Annotated in this window: 13 protein-coding genes and 1 tRNA gene; 2 read left to right on the top strand and 12 right to left on the bottom strand. The window is 71.0% G+C overall.

Features of this window, described 5'->3' with window-relative positions; translation table 11 throughout:
• Positions 1-2 precede the first annotated feature (2 nt).
• The 7 genes from prmC to lysA all read right to left on the bottom strand — a co-directional run bounded on the left by prmC (position 3) and on the right by lysA (position 8,986).
• On the bottom strand, positions 3-866 hold the full coding sequence (gene prmC, locus ACTIE9_RS00930; RefSeq protein ID WP_439563690.1) for a peptide chain release factor N(5)-glutamine methyltransferase: 864 nt from the start codon (positions 864-866) through the stop codon (positions 3-5).
• 10 nt (positions 867-876) lie between these two features.
• Positions 877-1,959 carry a peptide chain release factor 1 gene (prfA, locus tag ACTIE9_RS00925; RefSeq protein ID WP_439563689.1) on the bottom strand — a complete coding sequence of 361 codons (1,083 nt, stop codon included), beginning with the start codon at positions 1,957-1,959 and terminating at the stop codon, positions 877-879.
• 4 nt (positions 1,960-1,963) lie between these two features.
• Positions 1,964-3,982 carry a transcription termination factor Rho gene (gene rho, locus ACTIE9_RS00920; RefSeq protein ID WP_439563688.1) on the bottom strand — a complete coding sequence of 673 codons (2,019 nt, stop codon included), beginning with the start codon at positions 3,980-3,982 and terminating at the stop codon, positions 1,964-1,966.
• 178 nt (positions 3,983-4,160) lie between these two features.
• Positions 4,161-5,114 (bottom strand): homoserine kinase, encoded by a 954-nt coding sequence (gene thrB / locus ACTIE9_RS00915; RefSeq protein WP_439563687.1) that lies wholly within the window; start codon positions 5,112-5,114, stop codon positions 4,161-4,163.
• Complete coding sequence (gene thrC, locus ACTIE9_RS00910) at positions 5,111-6,193, bottom strand: threonine synthase (RefSeq protein WP_439563686.1); 1,083 nt, start codon at positions 6,191-6,193, stop codon at positions 5,111-5,113. The genes thrB and thrC overlap by 4 nt, the downstream gene beginning before the upstream one ends.
• A gap of 1 nt (position 6,194) precedes the next feature.
• A complete protein-coding gene (locus ACTIE9_RS00905) occupies positions 6,195-7,526 on the bottom strand; it encodes a homoserine dehydrogenase (protein WP_439563685.1) in 1,332 nt (443 codons plus the stop codon).
• Entirely contained in the window at positions 7,523-8,986 is a 1,464-nt protein-coding gene (gene lysA / locus ACTIE9_RS00900) for a diaminopimelate decarboxylase (RefSeq protein ID WP_439563684.1), read from the bottom strand. Before lysA ends, ACTIE9_RS00905 begins: the two co-directional genes overlap by 4 nt.
• A 198-nt stretch (positions 8,987-9,184) precedes the next feature.
• Here lysA and ACTIE9_RS00895 point away from each other — a divergent pair, with 198 nt between their 5' ends.
• The gene (locus ACTIE9_RS00895; RefSeq protein ID WP_439563683.1) at positions 9,185-10,558 is read left to right on the top strand and encodes an MBL fold metallo-hydrolase; all 1,374 of its coding nucleotides are present in this window, start codon (positions 9,185-9,187) and stop codon (positions 10,556-10,558) included.
• Between the two features lie 9 nt (positions 10,559-10,567).
• Here ACTIE9_RS00895 and ACTIE9_RS00890 read toward each other — a convergent pair whose 3' ends face one another.
• From ACTIE9_RS00890 to ACTIE9_RS00880, 3 genes are read right to left on the bottom strand one after another with little or no spacing between them, the layout of a single operon-like run.
• Positions 10,568-11,470, bottom strand: coding sequence for an LmeA family phospholipid-binding protein (locus ACTIE9_RS00890; protein ID WP_439563682.1), 903 nt, complete (start codon positions 11,468-11,470; stop codon positions 10,568-10,570).
• A gap of 2 nt (positions 11,471-11,472) precedes the next feature.
• A complete protein-coding gene (gene argS, locus ACTIE9_RS00885) occupies positions 11,473-13,140 on the bottom strand; it encodes an arginine--tRNA ligase (protein WP_439563681.1) in 1,668 nt (555 codons plus the stop codon).
• Positions 13,141-13,196: 56 nt separating this feature from the next.
• Complete coding sequence (locus ACTIE9_RS00880) at positions 13,197-14,027, bottom strand: transglutaminase-like domain-containing protein (protein ID WP_439563680.1); 831 nt, start codon at positions 14,025-14,027, stop codon at positions 13,197-13,199.
• A 54-nt stretch (positions 14,028-14,081) separates the two neighbouring features.
• Between ACTIE9_RS00880 and ACTIE9_RS00875 the strand changes: the two genes are divergently transcribed.
• Positions 14,082-14,157 (top strand) — tRNA-Arg (locus tag ACTIE9_RS00875).
• A 135-nt stretch (positions 14,158-14,292) separates the two neighbouring features.
• Here the strand turns inward: ACTIE9_RS00875 and ACTIE9_RS00870 are convergent.
• Together ACTIE9_RS00870 and ACTIE9_RS00865 are read right to left on the bottom strand one after the other, a co-directional pair.
• Positions 14,293-14,958: a hypothetical protein gene (locus tag ACTIE9_RS00870; RefSeq protein ID WP_439563679.1), complete on the bottom strand. Its 666-nt coding sequence runs from the start codon at positions 14,956-14,958 to the stop codon at positions 14,293-14,295.
• A 7-nt stretch (positions 14,959-14,965) separates the two neighbouring features.
• On the bottom strand, positions 14,966-15,451 hold the full coding sequence (locus tag ACTIE9_RS00865) for an ATP-dependent zinc protease family protein (protein ID WP_439563678.1): 486 nt from the start codon (positions 15,449-15,451) through the stop codon (positions 14,966-14,968).
• Positions 15,452-15,472: the final 21 nt, after the last annotated feature.

The following is a 15,472-nucleotide window of genomic DNA, read 5'->3' as shown; positions in this document are numbered from 1 at the left end:
CGTCAGCGGTGCGCGGTGGTCGCGCGGTCGCGGCCGAGCAGGTCACGGTGCGAGGCGACCGCGGTGAAGCCACCCGCGCGCACGATGGCCGCGATGGCCTCGGCCTGCAGCTCGCCGTGCTCGATCACGAGGGTGCCGCCCGGCCGGAGCAGGCGGTGCGCGGTGGCGACGAGCGCCCGCACGGCGTCCAGGCCATCGGCACCCGAGTAGAGAGCGTGCTCCGGGTCGAAGAGGCGCACCTCGGGGTCGCGGGGAACCGCGCCCACGGGGATGTAGGGCGGGTTGGAGGCGACGACGTCGACGGTGCCGTCGAGCTCGGGCACGGCATCCGCCAGATCGGCAAAGACGAGCCGCACGCGGTCGTCGCCGTAGCGGCGCACGTTGCGGGTCGTCCAGACGAAGGCGGGGGCAGAGTTCTCGACGGCGACGACGTGCGCGTGGGGCACCTCGACGGCCATCGCGAGGGCGATCGCGCCGCTGCCGCTGCCGAGGTCGACGGCCAGCGGACGCGGGGCTGGCACGGCGGCGAGGGCATCGATCGCGAACTGCACGACGAGCTCGGTCTCGGGCCGCGGCACGAAGACGCCCGGCCCGACCGCGAGCTCGAGCGTGCGGAACGGCGCGAGCCCGGTGATGTGCTGCACGGGCTCGCGCGTCGCGCGGCGCTCGATGTATTCGGTGATCGTCATCACCTGCTCGGCGTCGACGGGCGCACCGATGAGGGCCTTCGCCTGCACCTGCCCCCGGCTCATGCCGAGCACGTGGCCGAGCAGCAGGTCGGCGTCGGCCTCGGGCGTCGGCACACCAGCGTCGCGCAGCACGCCGATGGCGTGCTCGCGCAGCGCCGCGAGGTCGGGCCTGCTCATGACCGCGGCTCTAGACCTCGGAGTCGCCGAGAGCCGCGAGCCGCGCCTCCTCGTCGAACGAGATGCACGACTCGACCACGGGAGCGAGCGCGCCGTTCATGACGGCGTCGAGGTTGTAGGCCTTGTAGCCCGTGCGGTGGTCGGCGATGCGGTTCTCGGGGAAGTTGTAGGTGCGGATGCGCTCCGAGCGGTCCATGCCGCGGATCTGGCTCTTGCGGGCATCGCTCGCGACCGCATCGCGCTCCTCCTGCTGGCGCGCGAGGATGCGGGCGCGCAGCACGCGCATCGCCGCCTCGCGGTTCTGCAGCTGGCTCTTCTCGTTCTGCATCGCCACGACGATGCCCGTGGGCAGGTGGGTGATGCGCACGGCCGAGTCGGTCGTGTTGACCGACTGCCCGCCGGGGCCCGACGAGCGGTACACGTCGATCTTGAGATCGTTCTGGTTGATCTCGACCTCTTCGGGCTCGTCGACCTCGGGGAAGACGAGCACGCCCGTCGTCGAGGTGTGGATGCGCCCCTGCGACTCCGTCGCCGGCACGCGCTGCACGCGGTGCACGCCACCCTCGTACTTGAGGCTGGCCCACGGGCCCTCAGCGGGATCGCTCGAGCTGCCCTTGATGGCGACCTGCACGTCTTTATACCCACCCATGTCGCTGCGGGTCGCGTCGAGCAGCTCGACCTTCCAGCCGCGCGATTCGGCGTAGTAGCTGTACATGCGCAGCAGGTCAGCCGCGAACAGCGCCGACTCCTCGCCGCCCTCGCCGCCCTTGATCTCCATGATCACGTCGCGCCCGTCGTCGGGGTCGCGCGGGATCAGGAGCCGCCGCAGCTTCTCGGCGCGCTCGGTGACCGTCTGCTCAAGAGCGGGCACCTCGTCGGCGAACGCCTCGTCGTCCTTCGCGAGCTCACGCGCCGCGACGAGGTCGTCGGAGGCCTGCAGCCACTTGCTATGGGCATCCACGATCTGGCTCAGCTCGGCGTAGCGCCGGTTGAGCTTCTTGGCGCGCGCGGCATCGGCGTGCACGGCGGGGTCGCCGAGCTGCTCCTGCAACGATTCGTGCTCGGCGATGAGGGCGCCGACCGATTCGAACATGGGCTCAGCTGTCGGCGTGCGTCGATGCCTGCGGCAGCGACTTCTGAACGGCCACGAGGAACTCGACGTTCGACGAGGTCTCTTTCAGCTTGCCGAGCACGAGCTCGAGCGCCTGCTGCGTGTCGAGGCTCGCGAGCGCCCGACGCAGCTGCCAGGTGACGCGCACCTCGTCGGCGCCGAGCAGCATCTCTTCGCGGCGCGTGCCCGAGGCCGAGATGTCGACGGCCGGGAAGATGCGCTTGTCGGCGAGCTGGCGCGAGAGCCGCAGCTCCATGTTGCCGGTGCCCTTGAACTCTTCGAAGATCACTTCGTCCATCTTCGAGCCGGTCTCGACGAGCGCCGTGGCGAGGATGGTGAGCGAGCCGCCGTCTTCGATGTTGCGCGCCGCGCCGAAGAAGCGCTTCGGCGGGTAGAGCGCGGCCGAGTCGACGCCGCCCGAGAGGATGCGCCCGCTGGTCGGCGCCGTCACGTTGTAGGCGCGGCCGAGGCGGGTGATCGAGTCGAGCAGCACCACCACGTCGTGCCCGAGCTCGACGAGGCGCTTCGCGCGCTCGATCGCGAGCTCGGCGACCGTCGTGTGGTCTTCAGCGGGGCGGTCGAAGGTGGAGGCGATGACCTCGCCCTTGACCGAGCGCTGCATGTCGGTGACCTCTTCGGGGCGCTCGTCGACGAGAACGACCATGAGGTGAACCTCGGGGTTGTTCTTGGCGATCGCGTCGGCGATGGCCTGCAGCACGAGCGTCTTGCCGGCCTTGGGCGGCGAGACGATGAGGCCGCGCTGGCCCTTGCCGATGGGGGCCGCGAGGTCGATGATGCGCGTCGACAGGGTGCCGGGCGCGGTCTCGAGGCGCAGGCGCTCGGTCGGGTACAGCGGCGTGAGCTTGCTGAACTCGACGCGCGCGGCGGCCTCATCGACGGTCTGGCCGTTGATCGAGTCGACGCGCACGAGCGCGTTGTACTTCTGGCGCCCCTGGTTCTCGCCCTCGCGCGGCTGGCGGATGGCACCGACGACGGCGTCGCCCTTGCGCAGCGCGTACTTCTTGACCTGGCCGAGCGAGACGTAGACGTCGCTCGGGCCCGGCAGGTAGCCGGTCGTGCGCACGAAAGCGTAGTTGTCGAGCACGTCGAGGATGCCCGCCACGGGGATGAGCACGTCGTCGTCGCTGATCTCGGGCTCGATCTCGTCGCCGCCGGGGCCGCGCTTGCGATCGCGGCCGCGGCCGCGGTTGCGGTTGCGCCCGTCGAGGTCTTGGTCGGCGCGGTCGTTCTGCGGTCCGCGATTCTGCTCGGCGCGCTCGCCCCGGGCGGTGCCCTCCGCACCCTCGGCCCGGTCGGCGCGGGCGTTCTGCTGCCCGCCGCGCTGCTGGCCCTGCTGACCGCGGGAGTCGCCGCCCTGCTGGCCGGCATTCTGCTGGCCGGCATTCTGCTGGCCGTTCTGCGCAGCGCCGTTCTGGCCCGCACCGTTCTCGGCGCGGTCGCCGCCGCGGCGGTTGCGGTTGCGGTTGCGGTTGCGACCGCCGGTGGCGCCCGACTCGTCGGCGTCGGCGGAGGTCTCGGTCTCGGCGTCGCCGGCGGACCCGGCCTCGGCCGCGGGAGCCGCCGCGTCGCCAGAAGCCGTGTCGTCGGACGCCGTGTCGGCGCCCGCGGAGGTCTCGACCACGGCGGGCGCGACCTCGGTGGTCGGCAGCGCGGTGAGCGTGTCGCTCGTCACGCGACGCGAACCGCGACGGCGGGGCGCGGCCTCGGCAGCGGCATCCGGAGCGGTCTCGACGGCGAGCGCAGCGCTGTCATCGTCGACCGGCGCCGGGTCGGCGGCGAGCACGTCGGCGGCGGCGGCCTCGGCGGGGGTTCCCGCAGCGTCGGCCTGGTTCTGGGTGATGGCGTCCACAAGCTCTCCCTTGCGAAGTTTGGATACGCCGGCGACACCCAGCTGCGTGGCGAGCTGCTGCAGCTCGGCCAGTTTGAGGGTGCTCAGGTCGGCGGGGACATTCACGCTCGAGGCGTGAACGATGGGGTCAGTCACGGAATTGTTCCTTTCGGCTCCGGGCACGAATGGCCACGGAGGAAGCCCGGTGCCTCATGATCGCGACGCCATCGCCGGGCGAGGAGGAGACCGGAAACTTGCGGAATCGACCGCGCGAACGCTGGTGGCGCGAGGGGAAGCAGCGGGGCTGCTGGTGATCGCTCGGGCGGAGAACGGGCTAGGCCGCGGCCTCTGCCGGATGCGTAGTCACTGTAGCACCCTTGAAATCGACCGCGAGCATGTGCGACACCCACGGCGTGGTGGCGTGCGTCGCGATGCGGTCGGCGGCCTGCAGGCGCTGCGCGGGATCGCTGCAGAGCACGAGCACCGACGGCCCGGCGCCCGAGACGACGGCGGCCAAGCCGTGCTCGCGCAGCACGGTGATGAGCGCATGGGTCTCGGGCATGGCGCTCGCGCGGTAGTTCTGATGCAGCTTGTCCTCCGTCGCGGCGAACAGCAGTTCGGGGCTCTGGATGAGGGCGGCGATGAGCAGCGCCGAGCGCGACACGTTGAAGATCGCGTCTTCGTGCGGCACCGACTCGGGCTGCAGCGAACGCGCGAGCGCGGTCGACATCGTGCTGGTCTCGGGCACGGCGACCAGCAGCGAGACCCCGCGGTGCACCGTGAGCCGTTTGTGCTGCGGGCCCTCGGGCGTCATCCAGGCGATCGTGAGGCCTCCGAACAGTGCGGGTGCCACGTTGTCGGGGTGGCCCTCGAGCTCGGTCGCGCGGGCGAGCAGGTCGTCCGGCCCCAGCTCGACGATGCCGTCGAGGAGGCCCTTGGCGGCCATGATGCCCGAGACGATCGCGGCGGCCGACGAGCCCATGCCGCGACCGTGCGGGATGACATTGTGCGCCACGAGCTCGAGGCCCGGCAGGGCCACGCCGTGGGCGGCGAAGGTGTGCGCGATCGCCCGCACGACGAGGTTCGACTCGTCGGTGGGCACGTCGCCCTCGCCGACGCCGTGCACCGTGACGGTCGCGCCCGGTTCGGGGCGCACACTCACCTCGAGCTCGTCGTAGACAGACAGGCCGAGCCCGAGCGTGTCGAAGCCGGGGCCGAGGTTGGCGGTGGTCGCCGGCACCTTGACGTCGACACGACGACCCGCGAGGCGCGGGTCGACCGTGGTCACGCCGAGACCTTCGTCAGGCCGAGCACAGAGGCGACCTCGGCCGTGTCGACGCGCACGACCGTGGGGGCCACATCGACGCCGTCGGGGCCCTTGAGCGCCCACTGGGGGTCTTTCAGCCCGTGCCCGGTGACCGTCAACACGACCGTCGATCCGGCGGGGATGGCGCCCGCCTCAGCGCGCTCGAGCAGGCCGGCGACGGAGATGGCCGATGCGGGCTCGACGAAGATGCCGACCTCCTGCGAGAGCAGCCGGTGCGCGATCAGGATGTGCTCGTCGGAGATGGCGCCGAAATAGCCGTGGCTGTCGTCGCGCGCCGCGAGCGCGAGCTCCCACGAGGCGGGGTTGCCGATGCGGATGGCGCTCGCGATCGTCTCGGGCTTCTTGACGGGCTCGCCGAGCACGATGGGCGCGCTGCCCGCCGCCTGGAAGCCGAACATGCGGGGCAGCTTGGTGGTCGCGCCGCGGTCGAGCTCTTCGCGGTAGCCGCGGTGGTAGGCGGTGTAGTTGCCCGCATTGCCGACGGGGAGGATGTGGAAGTCGGGCGCATCCCCCAGAACTTCGACGACCTCGAACGCGCCGGTCTTCTGGCCCTCGATGCGGTCGGGGTTCACCGAGTTGACCAGGTGCACGGGGTAGTTCGCCGACAGGTCGCGGGCGATGTCGAGGCAGTCGTCGAAATTGCCCTCGATCTGGATGATCTCGGCCTTGTGGGCGACGGCCTGGCTGAGCTTGCCCATCGAGATCTTGCCCTCGGGCACGAGCACGGCGGCGGTGATGCCCGCGTGCGTGGCGTAGGCGGCCGCCGACGCCGACGTGTTGCCGGTCGACGCGCAGATGACGGCCTTCGCGCCGTGCTCGACGGCCTTCGAGATCGCCATCGTCATGCCGCGGTCTTTGAACGACCCGGTGGGGTTCATGCCCTCGTACTTGACGAAGACGTTCGCCCCCGTGCGCTCACTGAGGTAGCGCGCGGGGATGAGCGGGGTTCCGCCCTCGCCGAGCGTGATGATGGGCGTCGCCGCGCTGATGTCGAGGCGGTCGGCATATTCATGCAGGAGTCCGCGCCACTGCTTCGCCATGTCAGAGTCCTTCTACTCGCAGCACGCTCGTCACGCTGTGCACGACGCTGCTGGTGGTGAGTGCCGCGACCGTTGCGGCGAGATCGGCCTCAGAAGCCTCGTGAGTGCCTATGACCAGGGTAGCCGCGCTCGGCGCATCGTTCGCACTCAGCGGGTCGACGACGGGCACCGCCTGCTGCACGGTCTCGACCGACACGCCGTGGCTCTGGAAGAGCGCGGCGATGAGGGCGAGCACGCCGGGCTCATCGGCCACGAGCAGCGCGATCTGATAGCGGGTCGTGATAGCGCTGATCGGCAGCACGGGCAGATCGGCGTGGGTGCTCTCCGCCACGCCGGGCCCACCGACCACGTGGCGGCGTGCGGCCGATACGACGTCGCCGAGCACCGCCGATGCGGTCTGGATGCCCCCCGCGCCGGCCCCGTAGAACATGAGCGGCCCGGCCGCTTCGGCCTCGACGAACACGGCGTTGTTGGCGCCGTGCACCGCGGCCAGCGGGTGCGTGAGCGGGATCAGCGCGGGGTGCACGCGCGCGCTCACCCCATCGACCCCGGTCGCCGGGTCGGTGAGCCGCTCGCAGATGGCGAGCAGCTTGACGACGTAGCCCGACCGGCGCGCGGCGACCACCTGCTCGAGGGTGACCTCGGTGATGCCTTCGCGATACACCGCATCGGCGGGAACGAGGGTGTGGAAGGCGAGGCTCGCGAGGATCGCGGCCTTCTGCGCCGCGTCGTATCCGCCGACGTCGGCGGTCGGGTCGGCCTCGGCATAGCCGAGCGCGGTGGCGGTCGCGAGTGCTTCCTCCATCGACTCGCCGTGGGCATCCATGCGATCGAGGATGAAATTGGTCGTTCCGTTGACGATGCCCAAGATGCGCTTGACGCGGTCGCCCGCGAGCGAGTCGCGCAGCGGCCGGATGATCGGGATCGCGCCGCCCACGGCCGCCTCGTAGTAGAGCTGGGCACCCACCTGCTCGGCCGCCTCGAACAGCTCGGGGCCGTGGGTGGCGAGCAGCGCCTTGTTCGCCGTGATGACATCGGCGCCCGAGTTGAGGGCCTGGAGGATGAGCGTGCGGGCCGGCTCGAGCCCTCCCATGAGCTCGACGACGATGTCGGAGCTGAGGATGAGCGACTCGGCATCGGTCGTCAGCAGCTCGCGCGGGATATGCGTGTCGCGCGGCGCGTCGAGGCTGCGAACGGCGACGCCCGCGAGCTCGATGCCGGCGCCGATGCGGGCCGCGAGCTCATCGCGGTGCGTCAGCAGCTGGTCGGCCACTTGCGATCCGACGCTGCCCGCACCGAGCAGGGCCACGCGCAGGTTGCGGTATTCGATCACAGGGTCTCTCCTTGAGGCGGGTTCGCAGCGGGGTGGGCTGCGCGGGTGTCGGACGCGCGGGTGTCGGATGCGTAGACGTCGCGGCGCAGCAGGTCGGCCTCGGTCTCGCCGCGCACGATGACGCGGGCGACGCCGTCGCGCACGGCGACGACGGCGGGGCGGGCGAGGTAGTTGTAGTTGCTCGCGAGCGAGAAGCAGTACGCGCCCGTCGCGGGCACCGCGACCAGGTCGCCCGGAGCGGTGTCGCCCGGCAGGTAGGCGTCGCGCACGACGATGTCGCCGCTCTCGCAGTGCTTGCCGGCGACGCGCACGAGCACGGGCTCGGCCGTCGAGCCGCGCGAGGCGAGGGCCACCGCGTAGTCGGCGCTGTAGAGCGCGGGGCGCGCGTTGTCGCTCATGCCGCCGTCGACGCTCACGTAGCGACGCACGGCCGTCGTGTCCTCGTCGAGGGTGACCGCGACGTCTTTCGTCGTGCCGACCTCGTAGAGCGTCACGCCCGCGGGCCCGATGATCGTGCGACCCGGCTCGACCGCGACCCGCGGCATCGGGATGCCCAGCTCGCCGCACACGGACGCCACCGCCGCGAGCAGCGCGTCGGCGACCTGCTCGATCGCCGGGGCCGCGTCGCTCTCGACGTAGGCGATGCCGAAGCCGCCGCCGAGGTTGAGCTCGGGCACGTCCCCTCCCGCGCGAAGAGCGGCGTGCAGGGTCAGCAGCCGGCGCGCGGCCTCGAGAAAGCCCTCGACGGCGAAGATCTGCGAGCCGATGTGCGAGTGCAGGCCGAGGAAGCGCAGGGTGGGGCGGGCGCGGATGGCGGCCACCGCATCCGCAGCGTCGGCGAGCGGGATGCCGAACTTCTGGTCTTCGCGGGCCGTGGCGAGGTACTCGTGGGTGTGGGCGTGCACGCCCGAGTTGATGCGCAGGCGCACCGGCTGCACCCGACCGTGGCGGTCGGCGGCGTCGGCCACGCGATCGATCTCGATGAGCGAATCGATGACGATCGCACCGACCCCCACGCCCACCGCGCGGTCGATCTCGGCGAGCGACTTGTTGTTGCCGTGCAGCCCGAGGCGGGCGGGCTCGACGCCAGCGGCGAGCGCGACCGCGAGCTCACCCCCGCTGGCCACGTCGAGGTTGAGCCCGGCCTCCACCATCCAGCGGGCGGCCTCGGTGCAGAGGAAAGCCTTGCTCGCGTAGTACACGACGGCCGAGGTGCCGTGCGCGGCGGCCGCGGCGTCGAATGCGGCGCGGGTGCGCGTCGCCCGATCGCGGGCATCCCGCTCATCGATCACGTACAGCGGCGTGCCGAACTCGGCCGCGAGCCGCGGCAGCGCGACCCCGCCGACGGCGATGGCCCCCTCAGCCGTGCGCACGGCGCTCGACGGCCAGACGTGCGCGGGCAGCGCGTCGGCATCGGCCGGGGGCGCGAGCCACGGCGGTGACAGCGGGTTGGCGTGCACGACAAGAACCTCACGAAACGTCGATCTGCAGAATGTGAGGCGAGCGAACCCGGCTTGGTTCCTGAAGCCGGTTTGAGTTTAGCGGCGCGCGCGGGGCCCTCGTGCCGACCCGGGCCGTTCGACCCTGTCTCGCGGGCAGCGTCGGTGCGAGACTCGGCCTGCGCCGGGCGATGACGTCGCGGCGGGAGGAGGCCGACCATGAGCGGCATGCGGGTGCAGTTCGTCGGCGCGGCCGGCACGGTGACCGGATCGCGCACGATCGTCGAGGTCGGGGGTCGACGCATCCTTGTCGACTGCGGGCTCTTCCAGGGCTACAAACAGCTGCGGCTGCGCAACCGGGCACCCTTCCCCGTGCCGCCCGACAGCATCGATGCGGTCGTGCTCACGCACGCGCACCTCGACCACAGCGGATACCTTCCCGCGCTCGTGCGCGACGGCTACACCGGGCCGATCCACTGCACGCGAGGCACGGCCGAACTGCTCGGCCTGCTGCTGCCCGACTCTGCCTACCTGGCCGAGGAGGAGGCGAAGCGCGCGGCGAGGAAGGGCTATTCGAAGCACGCGAACCCCACTCCCCTGTACACGGTGGCGGATGCCGAACGCGCGCTCGAACGCGTCGTCGCGCACCCGATCGACGCGACCCTCGATCTCGGCGACGGTCGCACCGCCGTGCAGGCGCGATTCGTGCCCGCGGGGCACATTCTCGGAGCGGCGCAAGTGCGCCTCACCGCGGGCGGGCGCACGGTGCACTTCTCGGGCGACCTCGGCCGACCCGATGATGCGCTCATGCACCCTGCGGCGCCGCTCGAGCCGGCCGATCTGGTGATCGTCGAATCGACGTACGGCGATCGCGCGCACCCCGACATCGACCCCGAGGGCGAGCTCGGCCCGGTGATCTCACGGGTCGCCGCGCGGGGCGGCGTCGTGATCATCCCCGCCTTCGCCGTGGGCCGAGCACAAGCGCTGCTGCTGCACCTGGCCCGGCTGCGGCGCTCAGGGGCGATCCCCGGCATCCCCGTCTACCTCAACAGCCCGATGGCCGTCGATGCCACGGCGATGTACCGCGCCCACCGGGAGGAGCTGCGCATCGATGACGCCGACTACGACGACATGGCCGACCTCGCCTCTCTCGTGCGCACGGTCGACGAGTCGAAAGCGCTCAATCTGCGCGGCGGGCCGATGATCATCATCTCGGCGAGCGGCATGCTCACCGGCGGCCGCGTGCTGCACCACATCCTCGCCTACGGCGATGACCCGGCGAACGCTATCCTGCTCACGGGCTACCAGGCGGCGGGCACCCGCGGGGCGTCGCTCGCCGCCGGTGACGACCACCTGCGCATCTTCGGCCGCGACATCCCGATCCGCGCCGAGGTCGTGCAGCTCGCGAGCATGTCGGCCCACGCCGACGCCGATGACATCATCGCCTGGCTCAGGCCGGGCGTGACGGCCGCGAGCCGCATCGTGTTGAATCATGGCGAGCCGGGCGCGGCAGACGCGCTGCGCCGGCGCATCGCCGACGACCTGGGGGTCGAGGCCCGAGTCGCCGAGCAGGGCGAGACGCTCGAGGTGTGACGAGCCGGGTCAGCCGCAGGTGCCGCGGGTCGAGAACTCGGGGCCGCCCAGTGCGACGCCCTCACCGGTGAAGACCACGACGAGCTGCTCGTCACCGACCTGCACAGCGGTGAGGTCGAGCGCCTGCGGCAGATACTGCGCCACGCAGAACAGCTGCGAGGTGAGCAGGGGCTCGACGAGGGCGCCGAACCGCTGCTGCAGGTCGGCCGCATCGAGACGGTCATCGCCGAGAACAACGCTCGAGGGGGTGAAGGCCAGCTGGCCGTCTTGCACCGAGGGCGTCACCCCCAGCCCGACCGAGAAGTCGACGCCGAAGAATGAGAAGGCGGTCTGGAAGCGGATCTCGCGCTCGTCGAGCTGCACGTCGTTGACGACCGTGCCGGCCAGGAATCCGGCGAGCGCCGCGACATCGGCCTCGGCCACACTGAACACGGCCTGCACCGACTCGGTGGGCTGGGCGACGTCGAGCGGCGTGCCCTCGGCGATGAGCGTGAGATCGCCGACGAGCTCGCCGAAGGCGACATCCGGTGCCTCGGCCGTGACCCGGTCGAGGCGCCCGCTCGCGGCCTGCCACAGCACCGAGGTGCCCTCGATCGTGACCTCGACGGGATGCTCCGGCTCGAGCTGCAGCGCCGACCGCACCTGATCGGCGATGAGCGCGGACGCCTGCTGCCGTGCCAGCGATTCGGCGATCACGGCGACGATGGCGAGCACGACGACGATGCCGATGATCACGAGCACGGCGACGAGCCCGCGGCGCTTCGGGCGCGGGCTGGGCTCGAGGACGACGATCGTGTCGGGCGGCGCGCCGATCTCGGCCGCCACGGGCTCGAGAACCTCGGTCTGCGACGTATCCGCATCGATCGCCTCGTCGGGCGTCGGCGTCTCGTCGGGGTTCTTCGGCTCGCTCACGGTCACATCCGTTCCGGCGCCGAGACGCCGATGAGGGTCAGGCCGTTGCGCAGCACCTGTCCCGTTGCATCGTTGAGCCACAGGCGCGTGCCGTGGATGCTCGACACCGGCTCATCGCCCTGCGGCGTGACCCGGCAGGTGTCGTACCAGCGGTGGTAGGCCGCTGCCAGCTCTTCGAGGTAGCGCGCGACGCGGTGCGGCTCACGAAGGGTCGCCGACTGGGCGACGATGCGGGGGAACTCGGCGAGCGCCCCGAGGAGCACGCTCTCGGTCTCGTCGGTCAGCAGCTCGCCCGCGAAGACGGCCCGGTCGACGCCGGATGCGGCAGCGTTGCGGGCCACCTGGTGCGTGCGCGCGTGCGCGTACTGCACATAGAAGACGGGGTTGTCGTTCGTGCGCTTCTGCAGCAGCTCGGGGTCGAGGGTCAGCGGCGAGTCGGCCGGGTACCGGGCGAGCGAGTAGCGCAGAGCATCCGTGCCCAGCCACTCGCGCAGATCGTTGAGCTCGATGATGTTGCCCGCGCGCTTGCTGAGCCGCGCACCGTTGATGCTCACGAGCTGCCCGATGAGCACCTCGATGTCGGCGTCGGGGTCGTCACCCGCGGCGCCCGCGAGCGCCTTGAGGCGGTGCACGTACCCGTGGTGGTCAGCACCCAGCAGGTAGATCTTGTGCGCGAAGCCGCGGTCGCTCTTCGACAGGTAGTAGGCGGCGTCGGCCGCGAAGTACGTGTAGACGCCGTTGCCGCGCTTGATCACGCGGTCTTTGTCGTCGCCGAAATCGGTCGTGCGCACCCAGATGGCCTCGTCGAGATCGTAGACGTGACCCTGCGCGCGCAGCCGGTCGACGGCCTCGTCGATGCGGCTGCGGCCCGTGCTCGCCTCGACGGCGTGCAGCACGCGCTCGCTGAACCACACGTCGAAGTGCACGTTGAAGCGCTCGAGCGACTCGCGGATCTCATCGAGCTGCCAGCCGTACGCGAGCTCGCGCGCGATCGCCACGGCCTCGTCGCGCGGCAGCTCACCGAGATCGGGCCGCTCGCCGAGCGCCCGCACGCCGAGCGCCGTGATGTACTCGCCCGGGTAGCCGTTCTCGGGGGCGGGCTCGCCGAGAACCGCGGCGAGCACCGACTCGCCGAAAACATCCATCTGCGCGCCGGCGTCGTTGATGTAGAACTCGCTCACGAGCGTCGCCCCGCTGGCCTTCAGCACCCGGGCGAGCGAGTCGCCGAGGGCGGCCCACCGGGTGTGGCCGATGTGCAAGGGGCCCGTGGGGTTGGCCGAGACGAACTCGAGGTTGATGGTCTGACCGAGCAGAGACTCGTTGTGCCCGTAGGTCTCGCCCGCTTCGACGATCACGCGCGCGAGCTCGCCGGCGGCGCCGGCCTCGAGGCGGATGTTGAGGAACCCGGGTCCCGCGATCTCGACCTCGGCGACACCCTCGATGGCGCGGATGCCCGGCACGAGCTCGTCGGCGAACGCACGAGGGGGCATCCCGACCCGCTTCGACTGCTTGAGCGCGACGGACGTGGCCCAGTCGCCGTGGTCGCGGTTGCGCGGGCGCTCGAGCGCGATGTCGGCCACCGTGAGCTCGGCCGCGGCGGCCGCGTCGCGTCGCTCGACCGCGCTGACGACGACGGCGAGCAGGGCGGCGGCGAGCTGGTCGGGGTTCACGAGGGTCAAGCCTATCCGCGCCCGCCGGATGCTCGGCCGGGGTCGCGGGCGGGCGATCAGCCGAGCATCACGAGGGCGTCGGGGTCACCGTCGAGCGGGCGGTCCGCCTCCGCGTGCACGAGCAGCCGGTGCAGCGTGAGCGACATGCCGTCGTTGGCGAGGAAGGCGGTGTCGGCCGCATCTCGACCCGTCGCGATGCGCAGCATGCCCTCGCGCGGCGCCATGTGCGTGGCATCGGCGACCACCCACTGGTCGTCGACGAGCGCCTCGACCACCGCGTGGAAGTCCATCGGCTGCAACTGCGGCGCGTACACCGACACGACGCGGGCGGGCAGGTCGGTCGCACGCAGAACGCCCGCGAGAAGGTGCGCGAAATCGCGGCACACCCCCTGGCCCGTCGCCAAGATCTCCGGCAGCCCGTCGGTCGGGCTCGTCGACCCGATCGTGTAGGTCAGGCGACCCGCGACCCAGTCGCGTGCGGCGATGAGGCGTTCGCGCTCGGGCAGCTCGGCGAGCTCGGCGACGATGCGCGCCTCGATGAGGGGGCCGGCGAGCTCGTCCGACTGCACATAGCGGCTCGGACGAACAGCGAGGATCCGCTCGGTCGCATCGATCGGGCGCGGCTCCCCCCGGCCGTCGACCGTCGCCTCGTAGCGCACCGTCAACGCCCCGGCGGGAACGTCGGCGGTGTGCCAGCGCGTTCCGCTGAAGCCGACCGCCTCGACGAGCTCGACCGGGCGCCCGTCGGCGTGCACCGTGAGCCGCTCGTCGATCGTCAGCCCCGGCGCCTGCGACACCGCGACGGCGAGCACGATGCTCGTGGCCTCGCCGAGCGTCGCGTCGATCTCGCAGCCGACCGTGCGGCGCATGCGTGTCGGGCTCCCCATGCGGTCAGCCTGGCACGGAGCAGAGGAGGGCGCGAGACCCGCTAGGCTGAACGAGCCTCCGTAGCTCAGGGGATAGAGCATCAGTTTCCGGTACTGAGGGTCGCAGGTTCGAATCCTGTCGGGGGCGCCAGCAATGTCGCGCATGGTGCGTTTCTTAACGCTCGGGCGCGAACGTTTGCGGCCAGGCGTGAAAATCGGCGCCAAACGCGGGCCGGCGCCGCAAGATGCGCAGCGCTTCCTGCTGCAAGAGGCGCCCCGCTCGCCCCTAGTTGTGCGTCAGAGGGGGCAAGGCTTGGCCTTGATTGCCGAGCCAATCGGTGAGCTCACCGACCAGTGCATCTCGCTTCTTCGCAGAGAGCGGTGTGGCCAACCGCCCCATTGGGACGAGCTCGATCGGCGGATGGTCGATCAGCTCGAGCCTCACTCCCCTCGCTCCACGCATGCCTGCCCACGTTTGGATCCCGTGGACCGAGGTGACGAGATCTGCTGGCAGTGATCCCCACCTTGTGGGATTCGCCCCACCGGTCCACACGTCGAGTCGGTCGCCGCCGACGGTGATCGTCACCGAGAACAACCTTGCGCTTCGACCACCCTGGGCTGCCTCCCGGTCCGTGAAGACTTTATGTCTTCGATCGACCTCGGAGACGGTGAAGAGAAGACGGCCGGGGTACTCACGACGCAATGCCCGATTTCTCACGTACACCGGGAGCATAAGGAAAAGGACAAGCCCCCCGACCACGACGACGGAGAGAAGCACTCCTCCCAGCAACGCGGCGACGACGGTAGCACCGTCCAGAGTGCTCGTGGCGAAGCGTGCGATTGCGGGAATTGCGAGGCCGAGAAACGCCACGACCCACGCCCACTGAGCGATCGACCGGAACTGACGCTTCGTTTCGGGAGCATCATCGATGCCGCGGGGGCCCTGAACCACCGCGACCCTACTCGACGCCGCGGTTCTGGCGGCGGATCGGCTTCGGGGCGCGGCCCCCGAGGAACGAGCGGCGCGGATCGACCACGAAGCCCTGGCGCAGCGCCTCACGGCCGATGAGCATGCGGAAGCCCATGCTGTCGCGGTTGCTGAGGGTCATCTCGGCGGTGACCGTGCGACCCATGAGCGTGATGTCCATGAGAACGACGATGCGCTCCTCCGAGTGACCCGACGAGCTGCGCACCGTGCGGCGATCGTGCACGGGGCACTCGACCACGACCGTGTCGGCGTCGGACCGCTGCCACGGGCGTAGCCGGAAGCGCACGCGCTCGATGCCGTCAGCATCCGGAGCCAGGGTCTCGATGCCGAAGGCGTGCACCGACGACGAGCGGGCGCCGGTATCGAGTTTCGCCTTGATCCACGGCACACCGGCCGAGGGCAGTCCGACCCACTCGCGCCACCCGGCGATGGTGGTTGAATGGGCGGGCTCAGTCACACCACCATCTTCTCAGGGGCA

The organism is Microcella sp. (assembly GCF_051860105.1).
In the GTDB taxonomy this organism is placed as follows: Bacteria; Actinomycetota; Actinomycetes; order Actinomycetales; family Microbacteriaceae; genus Microcella.
This window is presented reverse-complemented; position numbering and strand designations above follow the sequence as displayed.